The sequence below is a fragment of the Variovorax sp. RO1 genome (genome assembly GCF_002849325.1).
Taxonomy (GTDB): Bacteria; Pseudomonadota; Gammaproteobacteria; order Burkholderiales; family Burkholderiaceae_C; genus Variovorax.
This window is the reverse complement of record NZ_PKMT01000002.1, coordinates 80,833-95,701: the sequence shown is the minus strand read 5'-3', so window position 1 is coordinate 95,701 and position 14,869 is coordinate 80,833. Positions and strand designations below refer to the sequence as shown.

Annotated in this window: 14 protein-coding genes; 5 read left to right on the top strand and 9 right to left on the bottom strand. The window is 69.5% G+C overall.

Going from position 1 to position 14,869, the window contains the following annotated elements; genetic code table 11:
• Nucleotides 1–16: 16 nt before the first annotated feature.
• Nucleotides 17–1,570, bottom strand: a complete 1,554-nt coding sequence (locus tag CY658_RS11600; RefSeq protein ID WP_101490390.1) for an acyl-CoA synthetase — start codon at nucleotides 1,568–1,570, stop codon at nucleotides 17–19.
• Nucleotides 1,571–1,771: 201 nt separating this feature from the next.
• Here CY658_RS11600 and CY658_RS11595 point away from each other — a divergent pair, with 201 nt between their 5' ends.
• The 5 genes from CY658_RS11595 (at nucleotide 1,772) to CY658_RS11575 (ending at nucleotide 7,310) form a co-directional block, all read left to right on the top strand.
• Nucleotides 1,772–2,764 (top strand): tripartite tricarboxylate transporter substrate binding protein, encoded by a 993-nt coding sequence (locus CY658_RS11595; protein ID WP_101490389.1) that lies wholly within the window; start codon nucleotides 1,772–1,774, stop codon nucleotides 2,762–2,764.
• Nucleotides 2,765–2,784: 20 nt separating this feature from the next.
• Nucleotides 2,785–4,920, top strand: a complete 2,136-nt coding sequence (locus CY658_RS11590; protein ID WP_101490388.1) for an acetate--CoA ligase family protein — start codon at nucleotides 2,785–2,787, stop codon at nucleotides 4,918–4,920.
• A 42-nt stretch (nucleotides 4,921–4,962) separates the two neighbouring features.
• Nucleotides 4,963–5,949 (top strand): Bug family tripartite tricarboxylate transporter substrate binding protein, encoded by a 987-nt coding sequence (locus CY658_RS11585; protein ID WP_101490387.1) that lies wholly within the window; start codon nucleotides 4,963–4,965, stop codon nucleotides 5,947–5,949.
• A 90-nt stretch (nucleotides 5,950–6,039) separates the two neighbouring features.
• Nucleotides 6,040–6,849, top strand: coding sequence for a LysM peptidoglycan-binding domain-containing protein (locus CY658_RS11580; protein WP_101490386.1), 810 nt, complete (start codon nucleotides 6,040–6,042; stop codon nucleotides 6,847–6,849).
• 5 nt (nucleotides 6,850–6,854) lie between these two features.
• The gene (locus CY658_RS11575) at nucleotides 6,855–7,310 is read left to right on the top strand and encodes a lysozyme inhibitor LprI family protein (RefSeq protein WP_101490385.1); all 456 of its coding nucleotides are present in this window, start codon (nucleotides 6,855–6,857) and stop codon (nucleotides 7,308–7,310) included.
• Nucleotides 7,311–7,314: 4 nt separating this feature from the next.
• On the opposite strand, the gene CY658_RS11570 is transcribed toward CY658_RS11575, so the two are convergent.
• The 8 genes from CY658_RS11570 to CY658_RS11535 all read right to left on the bottom strand — a co-directional run bounded on the left by CY658_RS11570 (nucleotide 7,315) and on the right by CY658_RS11535 (nucleotide 14,858).
• On the bottom strand, nucleotides 7,315–8,526 hold the full coding sequence (locus CY658_RS11570) for a CaiB/BaiF CoA transferase family protein (RefSeq protein ID WP_101490384.1): 1,212 nt from the start codon (nucleotides 8,524–8,526) through the stop codon (nucleotides 7,315–7,317).
• Between the two features lie 3 nt (nucleotides 8,527–8,529).
• The gene (locus CY658_RS11565) at nucleotides 8,530–9,510 is read right to left on the bottom strand and encodes a Bug family tripartite tricarboxylate transporter substrate binding protein (RefSeq protein WP_101490383.1); all 981 of its coding nucleotides are present in this window, start codon (nucleotides 9,508–9,510) and stop codon (nucleotides 8,530–8,532) included.
• An 11-nt stretch (nucleotides 9,511–9,521) separates the two neighbouring features.
• Complete coding sequence (locus CY658_RS11560; RefSeq protein WP_101490382.1) at nucleotides 9,522–10,508, bottom strand: Bug family tripartite tricarboxylate transporter substrate binding protein; 987 nt, start codon at nucleotides 10,506–10,508, stop codon at nucleotides 9,522–9,524.
• A gap of 41 nt (nucleotides 10,509–10,549) precedes the next feature.
• The gene (locus tag CY658_RS11555; RefSeq protein ID WP_101490381.1) at nucleotides 10,550–10,999 is read right to left on the bottom strand and encodes an acyl dehydratase; all 450 of its coding nucleotides are present in this window, start codon (nucleotides 10,997–10,999) and stop codon (nucleotides 10,550–10,552) included.
• 312 nt (nucleotides 11,000–11,311) lie between these two features.
• Entirely contained in the window at nucleotides 11,312–11,842 is a 531-nt protein-coding gene (locus tag CY658_RS11550; RefSeq protein ID WP_056577679.1) for a MaoC family dehydratase N-terminal domain-containing protein, read from the bottom strand.
• A gap of 24 nt (nucleotides 11,843–11,866) precedes the next feature.
• Nucleotides 11,867–12,538 carry a nitroreductase gene (locus tag CY658_RS11545; RefSeq protein WP_101490380.1) on the bottom strand — a complete coding sequence of 224 codons (672 nt, stop codon included), beginning with the start codon at nucleotides 12,536–12,538 and terminating at the stop codon, nucleotides 11,867–11,869.
• A 2-nt stretch (nucleotides 12,539–12,540) separates the two neighbouring features.
• Nucleotides 12,541–13,752, bottom strand: coding sequence for a CaiB/BaiF CoA transferase family protein (locus CY658_RS11540; RefSeq protein WP_101490379.1), 1,212 nt, complete (start codon nucleotides 13,750–13,752; stop codon nucleotides 12,541–12,543).
• An 11-nt stretch (nucleotides 13,753–13,763) separates the two neighbouring features.
• Nucleotides 13,764–14,858 (bottom strand): acyl-CoA dehydrogenase family protein, encoded by a 1,095-nt coding sequence (locus CY658_RS11535; RefSeq protein ID WP_101490378.1) that lies wholly within the window; start codon nucleotides 14,856–14,858, stop codon nucleotides 13,764–13,766.
• Nucleotides 14,859–14,869: the final 11 nt, after the last annotated feature.

Below are 14,869 nucleotides of genomic sequence, written 5' to 3'. Positions count from 1 at the left end.
CACACCCGCCGGCGCGTCACCCCACCTTGCGCGCGCGCCCTTCCCAGTGCGGCTCGCGCAGCTTGTACTTGAGCATCTTCCCCGCCGGCGACAGTGGAATCTCGGCGCGAAACTCCACGCTGCGCGGGCACTTGTAGCCGGCGATCAGCGTCTTGCAGTGCGCCACCAGCGTCTCGGCGCTCAGGGTTTCGCCGGCGCGCAGCACGACCACGGCATGCACGCGCTCGCCCCACTGGTCGTCGGGCACGCCGACCACGGCGCACATCGAAACCTGCGGCAGTTGCGTGATGGCGTTCTCGACCTCGGCCGAATAGATGTTCTCGCCGCCGCTCACGATCATGTCCTTGAGCCGGTCGACCACGTAGACGAAGCCGTCGGAGTCCATCACGCCGCCGTCGCCGGTGTGCATCCAGCCGTCGCGCAGCACCTCGGCGGTCTGCTCGGGCTTGTTCCAGTAGCCGGCCATCACCATCGGGCCGCGCGCGGCGATCTCGCCGACGGTGCCGTTGGGAACGGGCCGGCCTTCGGTGTCGACGATGCGCACTTCGGCGATCGGCACGGGCCGCCCGGCCGAGCGGCGGCGCGCGGCCGGCTGGTCGGGGTGGTGACACCACGTGGGCAGCACGGTGACCACGGGCGACAGCTCGGTCATGCCGTAGAGCTGGCAGAAGCCCGCGCGCGGCAGCTTGTCGATGGCCTGCAGCAGCAGCGCATCGTCGATGGGCGCGGCGCCGTACAGCACCAGCTGCAGCGGCGTGGTGTCGAACTCGGCAAAGCGTGGATGCTCGATGAGCCGCTTGAGCATGGTGGGCACCATGAAGGTCTCGCTGGCGCGCTCGTTCTGGATCGCCTCCAGCACCTTCACCTCGTCGAAGGCCGGAATGATGACCTGCGTGCACAGCCGCATCATCAGCTGCAGCGTGAGGCCGGCGCCGCCCACGTGGAACATGGGCGCCATGTTCAGGCCCACGGCCTCGGCGGGGCGCGTGGCCGCCATGTTGGCCGAGAGCTGGCCGCTGTAGAGGTTGCCGTGCGTGAGCATCACGCCCTTGGGCAGGCCGGTGGTGCCGCCGGTGTACATCACGGCGGCCAGGTCGGCGCCGCCGCGCCGCGCGTCGGGCACTGGCTGCGCCTGCGCCATGAGCGCCTCGGCGTCGGCCATGCCCTCGGGCGCGGGGCCGTCGCCGAAGTGCACGAGCGTCTTCAGCGAGCGCGAGAGTTCGCGCTGCTGCTGCGCCACGGCGCCGAAGTGCGCGTCAGACAGCAGGATGCGCGTGTCGCAGTCGTCCAGCGAGTACGCGACCTCGCGCGCGCTCCAGCGGATGTTGACGGGGTTGATCACGCCGCCCGCCCACCAGGTGGCGTAGAGGTACTCCACGTAGCGGTCGGAGTTCAGCGCCAGCAGGCCCACGCGGTCGCCGGGTTGCAGGCCGAGCGACTGCAGCACGGCCGCGAGCCGCGCCACGCGGTCGACGAACTGGGCAAAGGTGCTGCGGCGCTCGCCGCACACGAGGGCGGTGGCGCCGGGGCGTTCCTGCAGGGCTTTGTGCAGGGGCTGGGTGAGGTCCATGGACTGCGGTCTCCGTCGGTCGGTTCGTTGTTGTGCGCCGAGTATGAAAGGGCCGCGCCGCGCCGGCATCGTCGGAAGCGACGGGATCGAAAGCGCTGTGGCGGCCAAAGTCGTCGGAAGCGACGGTGACCGTCGCCGGGCTGCGCGCGACCATCGCCGAAGAACGACAGATTCGACCGAACGACCGACCGGAGACGCGCCATGACTTCTTTCTTCACCGACCCCACCCGCCGCCGCCTGCTCGGCGGCGCCGCGCTGGCCGCCGCAGGCGCCACGCTGCCCTTGCCGGCGCGCGCCCAGGGCCTGTTCGGCAAGCAGCCGATCACGCTGCTGGTGCCCTACCCCGCGGGCGGCGCCACCGACGTGCAGGCGCGTGCGCTGGCCCTGGCAGCCTCGCGCGAGCTGAAGCAGCAGATCGTGATCCTCAACCAGCCCGGCGTGGCCGCCACGCTGGCGCCGACCACCATGGCGCGCAAGGCCGCGCCCGACGGCTACACGCTGTCGCTCATGCTGAGCTCGCTCTACCGGCTGCCGCACCTGCAGAAGGTGAGCTACGACCCGGCCACCGACTTCACCTACGTGGCCAACGTGACGGCCGCCACGCTGGGCATCACGGTGCGCCAGGACGCCCCGTGGAAAGACCTGAACGCGCTGCTGGCCGCGGCCAAGGCCAAGCCGGGCGAGGTGTCGTACGGCACCACCGGGCGCGGCGGCACTTCGCACGTGTCGATGGAGCGGCTGGCGGCGCTGGCCGGCGTGAAGTTCAACTTCATTCCCTTCAAGGGCGCGGCCGAGCTGTACAACGCGCTCATGGGCGGCCATGTGGACGCGGTCTCCGAGGCCGGCTTCGGCGCCGCCGTGGCGGGCGGGCGCGTGCGCCTGCTGGCCACCTTCAACGAGGCGCGCTCGCCCACGCGGCTGAACGTGCCGACCGTGAAGGAGCTGGGCTACGACGTGGTGGCCAACGGCTCGTGGGGCATCGCCGGCCCGCGCGGCATGGACCCGAAGGTGGTGCAGGCACTGCAGGAGGCCTTCCGCAAGGCGGTGGACGACCCCGAGTTCGTTCGCACGCTCGACCTGAACGACTACGTCAAGTTCTACATGGACAGCTCGGCCTACACGGCTTGGGCGCACAAGACCTATGCCGACGAGAAGCGCTTCGTGAGCGACCTGCGCATCAAGCTCGACGACTGAATCCGACCTTCCTTCCTGCCATGACTTCTTCTTCTTCTTCTTCTTCTTCTTCTTCTCTTCACTGCTTCCTCCACCCGAAGGCCATCGCCTTCGTCGGCGCCACCGAGCGCTCGGTGTGGTCCAACGCAGCGCTCGCCAGCCTGCGCACGCTGGGCTACGCGGGCAAGCTCTACCCGGTCAACCGGCGCGGCGGCAGCTTCCACGGCATCGCGGCCGCCACCTCGGCCGAGGCCATCGGCGAGCCGGTCGACACCGCATTGCTCATGGTGCCGGCCGACGCGCTCGACGACGCGCTGGCCGACCTGCAGCGCGCGGGCATCGGCAACGCGGTGCTGCTGAGCTCGGGCTTCGCCGAAGCCGGCGAGGAAGGCCGCGAGCGCCAGCACCAGCTCACGGCCAAGGCGCGATCGCGCGGCCTGCGCATCCTCGGGCCCAACTGCCTGGGCTTCGTCAACTATGTCGACCGCTCGGCCGTGTGGACCGCCTCGCTGCGCGAGCCGCTGCCGGCGGGCACGCTGGGCATCGTGTCGCAAAGCGGCGCGCTCGCGGGGCAGCTGTCGTTCATGGCGCAGGTGCACGGCATCGGCCTGAGCCGCATGGTGTCGACCGGCAACGAGTCGGACATCGACATCGCCGAGGTCATCGACTACCTGGTGGACGACGAGCACACGCGTTCCATTGCCGTGTTCGCCGAGACGGTGCGCGACCCGCAGCGCTTTGCCGCCGCGGCCGAGCGCGCGCTGGCCGTGGCCAAGCCCATCGTGGTGCTGAAGATGGGCAGCAGCGAGATCACGGCACAGGCCGCGCAGGCCCACACCGGCTCGTTGGTGGGCGACGACCGCGTGTTCGACGCCATGTGCCAGCGCCTGGGCTTGATGCGCGTGCGTTCCATCGAAGACCTGGTGTTCACCGCGGCCTTCGCCAGCATGACCGGGCCCTTCGCGGCCGGCGGGCTCGCGGCCGTGTCGATGTCGGGCGGCATGTGCGAGATCTTTGCCGAGCGCGCCGAAGAAGAGGGCCTGGTGCTCACGCCGCTCGCGCCCACCACCGAGGCCGCGCTGCGCGAGGTGCTGCCGGGCTACGGCACGCCGCAGAACCCGCTGGACGTGACCGGCGCCGCCATGCTGCAGCCCGAGCTGTTCGGCCACGCGCTTGAAGCGCTGGTGCGCGACCCCGCGCTGGGCGCCGCCATCGTCGTGGCCGACGTGCCCAACGCACCGGCCAACGACACGCCGCTCAACCGCGCCGTGCTCGCGCAGGTGGCACGCGGGCTGGCCGCCAGCCCCGTGCCTGCGATCGTCTGCAGCCACTACGTGATGCAGGTGAGCGAGCGATCGCGCGAACTCATCGCCGAGACCGGCATCCGCCACATCGCCTGCGGCATCCACCACGCGATGAGCGCGGCGGGTGCGGTGCACCGCTGGTCTGAAACGCTGCGCCGGCGCCAACATTCGCAAGGCGTTGCTGCCGCGGTGCCGGCCGCGCCACCCACGCAGCCCTTGTGTTCGGAGCGCGAGACGCTCGAGTGGCTCTCGCAGCGCGGCGTGCCCGTGGTGCCCGTGCGGCTGTCGCGCAGCGCCGACGAGGCCGCGCGCTTCGCCGAAGAAATCGGCGGCCCGGTCGTGCTGAAGATCGCCTCGGCGCAGATCGCGCACAAGACCGAGGTCGGCGGCGTGGCGCTCAACCTGCAGGGCGCCGACGCGGTGCGCGCGGCCTGGCTCGCGATGGATGCCCGCGTGCGCGCGGCGCGCCCCGAGGCCGAGATCGACGGCATCCTCGTCGCGCCGATGCGCCAAGGCGGGCTCGAGCTGTTCGTCGGCACCGTGCGCGATCCGCAGTGGGGCCCGGCGCTCGCCGTGGGGCTCGGCGGCATCTGGGTCGAGGCGCTGCGCGACACCAGCCTGCGCCTGTTGCCCGTGACGCCCGCGGAGGTGAAAGACATGCTGGCCGAGCTGCGCGGTGCGCGCCTGCTCGACGGCTGGCGCGGCGCACCCGCGGCCGATCGCGACGCCATCGCCGAAGCCGTGGCCGCCATCGGCAACGCCGCGCTCGCACTCGGGCCCGAGCTGGTCTCGCTCGAAGTCAACCCGCTGCGGGTGGACGGCCGCACGGTCGAGGCGCTCGATGCGCTGGCCGTGTGGGGCGCCGCCGGCTGAGCAGAACTTCATCTTTCGAGAAAACCAACAGGAGACATCTTCATGCTGCAACGACGTCGATTCGCGCAATGGGGCGCGAGCGGGCTTCTGGCCCCCGCGCTCGGTGCCCTGCCGAAGGCGCAGGCGGCCGACACCTACCCGACCCAGCCGATCAAGGTCATCGTGTCGTCGGCGGCAGGCGGGCTGGTCGACGGCATCGCACGCACCATCGGCGAACGCATCGCCAAGCCGCTGGGCCAGCCGGTGCTCATCGACCCGAAGCCCGGTGCCAACGGTGCCATTGCCGCGTCCTTCGTGGCCAAGGCGCCGGCCGATGGGCACACGCTGCTGTTCGCGGTCAACTCCTTCGTGCTCGCGCCGCTGCTGATGGCCAAGCCGGGCTACGACGTGTTCAAGGACTTCGCGCCCGTGTCGCTGTCGAACTACGGCCTGCTCGTGTTCGCGGTGGGCGAGGGCGTGCCCGCGAAGAGCATGCGCGAGTTCGTCGCCATGGCCAAGGCGCAGCCCGGCAAGCTGAGCTTCGGCTCGGCGGGGCAGGGCTCGTCGGGCCACCTCTACGGCGAGAAGCTGATGCGCGACGAAGGCCTGCAGATGACGCACGTGCCCTACAAGGGCGGCGCGCCGCTGATGATCGACATCCTCGGCGGCCAGGTGCAAGGCGGCTTCGTCACCATGGGCGAAGCGCTGCCGCATGCGAAGTCGGGCCGCGCGAAATTGCTCGGCGTGTTCGGCACACGCCGCATGCCGCTCGCGCCGCAGACTCCCACCTTCACCGAGCAGGGCTTCAAGGGCTACGAGCACGGCGGCTTCTGGGGCTTCTTCGCGCCCACGGGCACGCCGCAGCCGGCCATCGACAAGCTGGCCGGCGCGGTGCGAAAGGCCGTGGCGCAGCCTGATCTTCAGGAACGGATGATCGGTCTGGGGCTGGAGCCTTCGGGTGAAGGGCCGGGTGAGTTGATGGCGGCGGTCAGGCGCGAGAACCTGCTGTGGTCGCGGCTGATCAAGGACATGAACCTGAAGCTCGAATAATTCGAGACAGCGCCTGTTTGCAAGCGCCCGCGCTTATCTCGCGGGGCTGGGCATACAGGTGTGTTCGGCGGCCCTGTAAATGCGCGATACATGCGGCGCGAAATTTACATACCGCTGGCGCTTTGCTGTCCCCTGCGCAGAATCGTTTGGACCGAAAAGAAACGATCAAAAGGGGGAGTGGTTGTGGCTACACAGGCAGCGCCGAAGAGCGGGTTCGACAAGTGGAAAGAGGGCGTGGATCGCGCGCCCGGTGATGCGCGATGGAACCTCTGGGACCGCGAGATTCAGTCGGCAGTCAGTGATTTCAACCAGCATCTGGCGACCACACCCGGCTACCGTCCATTGGACTGGCGGACGATCAAGGCGATCATCTGGGTTGAGTCGGGGGCGGGCAATCCGGAGTGGCACATCAAGCCGATGCAGATCGGTGTCGTTGGAGACCCCGGGATGGACTCGCTGCTGCACGGCAACGAAGGCGGCAGCCTGATCCTGCCGACGCTCTGGAAAGACCGGCTCACCACCTTGTCCGTGCGCACGGTTCCCGCGCACAATATCCGGGCCGGCATCGGCTACCTGCTGATGCGGATGGCGCACTACGAGCATCGCAGCGTGCCGCATCCCGGCGCTTCAGTCTTCGAGGTCGTCGTGAAGCCCGGTGACAGCCTCGACAAGATCGCCAAGGCCCACGGCTCCACGGTCGAGTCGATGAGACGACTGAACCCGACCGCCGACATCTTGCGTCCAGGTCAGACCTTGAAGTGCCAAAGGGCCTCGGTCCAGCGCGTCATCACCGGCTGGCGGCCGCTCTCGGCGGAGCTGATTTCCCTGCGCTACAACGCAGAAGGCGACGACGTCTATCTCCGTAAACTCGACATCACGCTCGGCCTGATCCGCCATTGAAAGACATGACAGTGCGCTCCTTCATTTTTCTCCTGGCGTCCACCCTTGCGCTCGCCGCCGGCGCAGAACCGAACCGCGGGGTCCAGAGCGAGAAGGAAATCCGGGCTCAATGCTCGGACGAGCATTTTTCGATGGCGAGCGTCAGAGAGTGCCTGGGCAAGCGGCAGGTGCAGAGCGAGGTCGATCTGCGGCGCGCCGAAATCGAAACGCGTGCGGCCTTCGACACATGGGACGAAGACACGAAGTACGTCAACCTGGCCAAGGCCAGGCTGGCGGCCTCGGGGAAAGCGTTTGCCAAGTACCGGGTCGAGCAGTGCGCGTTCGCCGCATCGATCGGCGGCGGCGCCATCGGCAACGCGCTTGACATGCGGCGCGCGGCGTGCATCGCGGAACTCAACAACCGGCGCGCGGAGCAACTGCGCAGCGCGGTCGCCAAGCTGCCCCAACGGCCGCCCAAGTAAGCCCTCAGGCCCGCGCCACCACGCCCGCGCTCACCAGCGCATCCACCGCAGCCTGCTCAAACCTGAACTCCCCCAGCACTTCATCCGTGTGCTCCCCCAGCGACGGCGCCAACCGCTGCACACCACCCGGCGTGGCCGACAGCGTGAAAGGCACGCCGGGAAAACGCAGCGTGCCTTCGGTCGGGTGCTCGGCGTCGTGCCACAGGCCGCTGGCTTTCAGCTGCGGATCGTCGGGCAGTTGCTGCAGCGTCTGGATCGGCATCGCCGGAATGTCGGCCTGGCGGAACGCCGCGACCCATTCGGCCGTGGTGCGCGCGCCGGTGGCGCGTTCGAGTTCGCCGAACACCACCGTGTGGTTGCGCACGCGCGCGGCCAGCGTGGCAAAGCGTTCGTCCTCGCGCAGCTCGGGCCGGCCCACCACCTCGAAGAAGCGCAGCCACTGTGCGTCGGTGTAGGGCACCAGCGCGATGTAGCCGTCGGCCGTGCGGAAGGGTTTGCGCACGCCAGAGCGGATCGAGCCGTAGACCATGTCGTCGATGGGCGGCTGGAAGGTGTGGCCCCACAGGTGCTCCACCATGTTGAAGGCGGTCATGGTCTCGAACATCGGCACGTCGACCGCCTGCCCCTGGCCGCTGCGTTCGCGGTGGAACAGCGCGGTGATGATGGCGTATGCCGCGTACAGCGCCGTGGTCTTGTCGGCCACGAGCGCGGGCATGTAGCGCGGCTCGCCGGTGTAGATCGATTGCAGCTGCGCCAGGCCCGACGCGGCCTGGATGATGTCGTCGAAGGCCGGCAGGCCCGCATACGACCCCTCGTCCGAGAAGCCCTTGACGTGTGCGCTCACGAGGCGCGGGTTGAGTTCCAACAGCCGCGCCGCATCGATGCCGATGCGCGCCGCTGCGTCGGTGCGCACCGAGTGCACGAGCACGTCGCTGCCGCGCACCAGCGTGTCGAGCACCTCGCGCGCGGCGGGCTGCTTCAGGTCGAGCACGAGGCTGCGCTTGTTCCGGTTGCACGACAGGTACAGCGACGACATGCCCTTGTGGCGCGCAGGCCCGACGGAGCGGGCCAGGTCGCCCTGCGGCGCCTCGACCTTGATGACGTCGGCGCCCATGTCGGCCAGCATCTGGCTGGCCAGGGGGCCGAGCACCACCGACGAGAGGTCGAGCACCTTGACGCCTTCGAGGGCGCCGCGAAAAAGTGGAGGAGGCGTCATGCGTCAGTCCTCCAGGCGGATGCCGGTCTTGTCGATCACGCGCTTCCAGGTGTCGGCGTCCTGGCGCAGCACCACGGCAAACTCGGCGGCCGTGCTGCCCACGGGTTCGATGTTCATGTCGCGCATCTTCTTTTGCACTTCGGGCTTGGCGATGATGGCCGCGACGGCCTTCGACATCTTGTCCACGCGCGGTTGCGGCGTGCCGGCCGGCAGGAAGAGCGCAATCCACGCATAGGGCTCGAAGCCCGCATAGCCCGCCTGCTGAAAGGTCGGTACCTGCGGCAGCGTGGCCGAGCGCTGCGTGCCCAGTGCCGCCAGCGCGCGCAGCTTGCCGCTTTGCAGGTAGGGCAGGGCGGTGCCGGTGTCGAGCACGGCCACGCGGATGTGGCCGCCGAGCAGGTCGGTCACCATGGGCGCGGCGCCCTTGTAGGGCACGTGCGGCATGTCGACGCCGGCCTCCTTCTTGAACAGCTCGCCGTAGATGTGCGAGGTGGTCGCCACGCCGGTCGAGCCATACGAATACTTGCCGGGCTCGGCCTTGAGCAGCGTGACGAGTTCGGCCAGCGTTTTCGCGGGCACGTCGGGCGTCACGACCAGAGCCGAGGTCGAGATGCCGATCTGCGACACGGCCGCGAAGTCTTTCACCGCGTCGTACGAGAGCTTGCGCTGCAGCGCGGGCATCTGCACATGCGTGGTGATGGTGAAGAGGGCGGTGTGGCCGTCTTTCGGGGCGCGCGCGACGGCGGCGGCGCCGATGGTGCCGCTGGCGCCCACGCGGTTGTCGACGACGACGGGCTTGCCCCAGGCGGTGCCGAGTTCCTGCGCGACCAGCCGCGCGATGTTGTCGGTGATGCCGCCGGCGGGGAAGGGCACGACGAGCGTGACGGGTTGCGAGGGGTAGTCGGCCGGTGGCTGTTGCGCGGCGGCGGGCAGGGCGAACAAGGCAGCAAGTGCAATGCCGAGCGTGGAAGAAAGACGTCTCATGGCGTGCGGTCTCAATCGAGCTTGATGTTCTTGGCCTGGATCACCTGCTTCCATCGCGCGTGGTCCGCGCGCATGGTGGCGGTGAGCTGCGCGGGCGTGCTGCCGACCGGGATCACACCGAGGCCTTCGATGCGCGCGGCCTGCTCGGGGCTTTGCACCACCTGTGCCACCTCGGTCGAGAGGCGCTGCGCGATGGGCTGCGGCGTGCCCGCGGGCAGGTAGATGCCGAACCAGCCGACCGACTCCATGCCCGCGAAGCCCTGTTCCTTGAAGGTGGGCACGCCGGCGGCGAGCGGGGCGCGTGCGGTGCCGACCACGGCGATCGACTTCACCTTGCCGGCTGCGACGTGCGGGCCCACGCCCTTGGCCGAGACGAACACCGCATCGACGGTGCCGCCGAGCAGGTCGGTGATGGCCGGCGCTTCGCCCTTGTAGGGCACGTGCAGCAGCTGGATGCCCGCGGCGTCCTGCAGCACCTCGGCGTACAGGTGCGCGCTCGATCCGTTGCCGTAGGAGCCGTACGAATATTTGCCGGGCGCGGCGCGCGCGAGCTTGACGAAGCCGTCGAGCGTGTCGACGCCGAGCTTGTTGCTCACGGTGAAGACGATGGGCAGACGGCCGGCTTCCGAGACGGGCACGAAGTCCTTGAACGGATCGAAGCCGGCGTTGGGGTACAGCAGCGGGTTCTGGATGATCGAGGTCAGCGAGAACAGCACGGTGTAGCCGTCGGCCGGTGCGCGCTGCACGGCGGTGATGCCGATCTGTCCGTTGCCGCCGGGGCGGTTGTCGACGATGACGCTCTGGCCGAGCCGCTTGCCCAGGCCCTCGGCAACGATGCGCGCGAACACGTCGGTGCCGCCGCCCGCTGCGTAGGGAACGATCATGCGGATGGGTTTGTCGGGCCAGGTGGTCGCTGGCTGCTGCGCGAAGGCGCTGCCGGTGGCCAGGGCGGCTGCCAGCGCGAGGGCGTGGCGACGGGTGAATCTGCTGCGGTGCATGTCTGTCTTGTCTCCGATGGTTTTTCTGTCTTGGCGCGATGTCAGAGCGGCAGGCTCACGACAGCGAGGCCGGGGCCGACCGACACGCCGTGGCGGTTCTCGCTCCACAGGCGCAGGTCGAGGCGGTGGCGGTGTGCGGCGTCGGCGCTGTCGTCGATCCATTTGCGCTCGACCTGGCCGCGCACGGTGACGGTGTCGCCCGCCGTGTTGAACGACTTCATGCGAAAGCCGCGGATGGCATGCAGCACGCCGGCGGTGCCGATGTACTCGCGAATCGCACGCTCCCACATGCCCTGCAGCAGCATCACGTTGGCGTACATCTCGGGGGCGCCGGTCGATTGCGCATGCTCGGTGTTGTGGTGGATCGCGTTGAAGTCGCGGTTGGCGCCGGCGGCCATCACGAGGCGGTAGACGGTGAGGGGGAAGGGCACGGGGTTCAACGTGTCGCCTTCGTCGACTTCGTTCCAGCGGCGTTGTTCTTGCCAGTTCATCTTGTTGCTCTGCGTTGGTTGCGGTCTTTGTTCAGGGCGTGTGCACAGGCCACCGGGTACTTCCCTCCGCGAATGTCCCCCGGGCTTCGCCCTCCTCCTTGATTTCGCTGCGGGAAGCACCCAGTGCCCTGTGCCCACTGAGCGCGGTCGTGGTTCCGGGCGATCGACGACTGCACTGCCCGACGCTCACGTCGATGGGGTGCCTTGCGCAGCGAAATCAAGGAGGAGCCCGAAGGGCGGGGGACATTCGCGGAGCAAGGTGCCCCGTCGGCGGGAGTGCGCCAGAGCGCCAAGGGCTGCTGCATCAGCAACCTAGTGCGGCAGGTAGTGGTACATGCCGAAGCGGCAGCGGGCCACCACCTCTTCGCGCTGGTTCACGATGTCGTACTCCCACGTCGTGAACGCGCCGCGCCCTACCTTTGTGGCCTTGGGCTCGCAGCGCACGAGCCGGTTGCCGCGCCTTCCCAGCCGGTCGCCCAGGCGCGCGGGTTGCAGGTAGTCGACTTCGTAGTCGGTCGCCATGTAGGCGGTGGTGGGCGGCATGCCTTCGGGGCGCGTGCCCTTGAGCGGGCTGCGCTCGGGCTCGGCGTTGCGGGCGTCGCTGGTGAACACGGGCGGTTGGCCCGGGGCCCACATCGGCGGCAGCGTGAGGCTGGCGAGGCTGGTCGATGGCGCGACCGCGTCGGGGCCCTGGTGCAGCGGGCAGTCGAACTCCAGCACCTCGACATAGCGGCGCACGGCGCCGGCCTCGATCACGTCGGCGCCCCAGCGGATCACGCCGTTCGCAAAGTCTTCGCCCACGCGCGCCACCATCGGCGCCCAGGCGCTTTCCCAATCGTCCATCTGCAACTGCCTTTTTCGTTTTTCTTAGATACCGATGAACTCGGCCACGTCGTTCAGCGGCGCGCGCTCGGTCTCGAGGGCGTCGAGGGGTTTGTCGCGGTCGGCGTAGCCGATGGCCATGCCGGTGAAGAGCATGCGTTCGGGCGGCAGGTCGATGAAGCGGCCGATGGTCTGCGGGTAGATGGCCCAGCATTCCTGCGGGCAGCTGTCCAGGCCCTCGGCGCGCAGCAGCAGCATCACGTTCTGCAACATCATTCCCAGGTCGGACCACTGCGGCGGGCCCATGCGGCGGTCGACGGTGCAGAAGAGTGCGAGCGGCGCGCCGAAGAACTGGAAGTTGCGCGCAAACCATTTCAGGCGCGCGGCCTTGTCCTCGCGCGGAATGCCCAGGCGCGCGTACATCGCCTCGCCGACGGCGAAGCGGCGGTCGCGATACGGAGCCACCAGCTCGCGCGGGTAGATGTCGTACTCGCTGCCTTCGCCGCCGGGCGTTTCCTGCACGCGGGTGCGCATGAGGGCCTTGAGGTCGTTCAGTCGCTCGCCGCCCACCACGTGCAGGTGCCACGGTTGCAGGTTGCCGCCCGAGGGCGCGCGCAGCGCGGCCTGCAGCACGCGGCGAATGGCGCCGGGCGGCACGGGGCGGTCGAGAAATTCGCGCACCGAGCGGCGGCTCGCGACGGCGTCGTAGACAGTCATGCTCATGGTGAGGTGGTGCTCCGGGGAAGAGAGGTCGTCAGGGTCACGCCCAGCTCGCGTGCGACTTCAGCGCTGTGCTGGCCGGGTGTCGCGGCGTGCGACAGGTCGGCGTAGGCATAGCCCGAGAAGCGCACCGGCGGGCGCACCTCAAGATACGCGCCTTCGGTCGGGTGCGTGCGCTGTCGGAAAAGGCCGGCGGCCTGCAGCTGCGGGTCGTCGGGCAGGTCGGCGATGTCGTTCACGCGCATCGCGGGCACGTTGGCCTTCTTCAGGATGTCGAGCCATTCGGCGGTGGTGCGCTCGGGCAGGATCGCGGCGGCGGCTTCGTACATGCGGCTCATATTCTTGCGGCGCAGCACCTTGTCGGCCAGCTCGGGCACTTCGAGCACTTCGGGGTGGCCGGTGGCCTCGAAGAAGCGCAGCCAGCGGTCGTCCAGGTAGGGCGCAATGGCGATGTAGCCGTCGCGCGTGCGCATGGGCTGGCGCATGGGGTCGATCTGGCGCGGGTACAGCGCGGGGCCGGTGGGCGGCACGAAGGTCTTGTCGCACAGGTGCTCCACGAGGTTGAAGCTGGCGAGCGATTCGAACATCGGCACCTCTACCTGCTGGCCCTCGCCGGTGCGCAGACGGTGCACCACGGCGGCGAGCACGGCGTACGCGGCGTGCAGGCCCGAGACCTTGTCGGCCATGGTCATCGGCACGTAGCGCGGCTGCGGGTTGCCGTCGACCTTGGGCGGCAGCGAGGCGATGCCCGAGGCGGCCTGGATGATGTCGTCGTAGGCCTGCAGCGCGGCATAGGGCCCGCGCTGGTCGAAGCCGGTGCAGTGCACGTAGACGATGTCGGGGCGGATGGCGCGCACTTCGTCGTACGACAGGCCGGCGCGCGCGATGGCGTCGCTGCGCACGTTGTGGATGAAGATGTCGCTGGTCTCGATGAGGCGGCGCATCGCGGCGCGGCCGTCCTCGCTCTTCAGGTCCCAGACGACCGAGCGCTTGCCGCGGTTCAGGCGCAGGTGCACGGGGCTCATCAGCGGCGTGACGGGCGGCGTGCCGATGATGCGGATGCTGTCGCCCTCGGGCGGCTCGACCTTCACCACCTCGGCGCCGAGGTCCGCGAGGATCTGCGTGCAGTAGGGGCCGAAGATCACCGTGGTGAGGTCGACGATGCGCAGGCCTTCGAGCATGCGGGGAGCGGGGGATGTGGTCTTGGTCATGGGTGGGGAGGTCATGCGGCGACGAGGCCCTGCATTTCGGCGGCAAGGTGGCGCACGCGCTCCGGCCCGCCGAGCAGCTGGCGGTTGAAGCCGATGCGCTTGAACCAGTAGTGCAGGCCCAGCAGGTCGGTGATGCCCATGCCGCCATGCACCTCGGTGGCGGTGCGGGCGACGAAGGTGCCGGTTTCGCTCAGGTGCGACTTGGCGTGTGCGGCGAGCAGCGCGGCTTCGTCGGGCAGTGCGTCGAAGGCATGGGCCGCGTACCAGACGAGCGCGCGGCCGGGTTCCAGCCCGGCGGCCATCTCGGCGCACAGGTGCTTCACGGCCTGGAAGGAGGCGATCACGCGGCCGAACTGGCGGCGCTCCTTGGCGTAGGCCACGGCCTGGCCGATCATGGCTTCGCCCGCGCCGAGCGTGTCGGCGGCGAGCAGGGCCCAGCCTGCACTGCGCAGGCGCGCGAGCGTGGCGGGGCTGGCGTTGGGCAGCGGTTCGGCCTTCACGTGCGCGAAGTGCAGTTCGCCGAGCGGGCGCGTGGCGTCGATGCTGCGCAGCGCGCCGCGCGTGAGGCCTTGTGCATCGGCGCGCACGAGGTGCAGGCCGCCTGCGCGGTCGGCGACGATGAACACATCGGCCGCGCCCGCGTCGAGCACGAAGAGCGCGCTGCCGTCGAGCGTGCCATTGGTGCTGGCCGTCACGCCGGCGCCGTCGCGTGCGCCGGCCACGGCTTCGGCGATGGCGACGCCGGCGATGCATTCGCCCGCTGCCAGGCGCGGCAGCCATTCATCCTGTTGCGCGGCGCTGCCGGCTTCGCGCAGCGCGAGCGGCGCGAGCACGGCGGTGCCGAGAAACGGCGTGGGCGCGACATGGCGACCCAGTTCCTCGGCGGCCAGCGCGGCGTCGAGCAGCGAGAGGCCGAGTCCGCCGAAGGTTTCGGGCACAAGCAAAGCCGGCACGCCGACCTCGCACAGCGTGCGCCAGACCTCGCGGTCCAGCGGCAGGTCGTCGGCTGCGACGCGGCGCACGCGATCGAGCGGGCAGGCGCGTTCGAGCGCGCGGCGCAGGCTGTCCTGCAGCAGCTTCTGGTCGGCGGAGAGGGCGAATTCCATGGGGTGCTTTC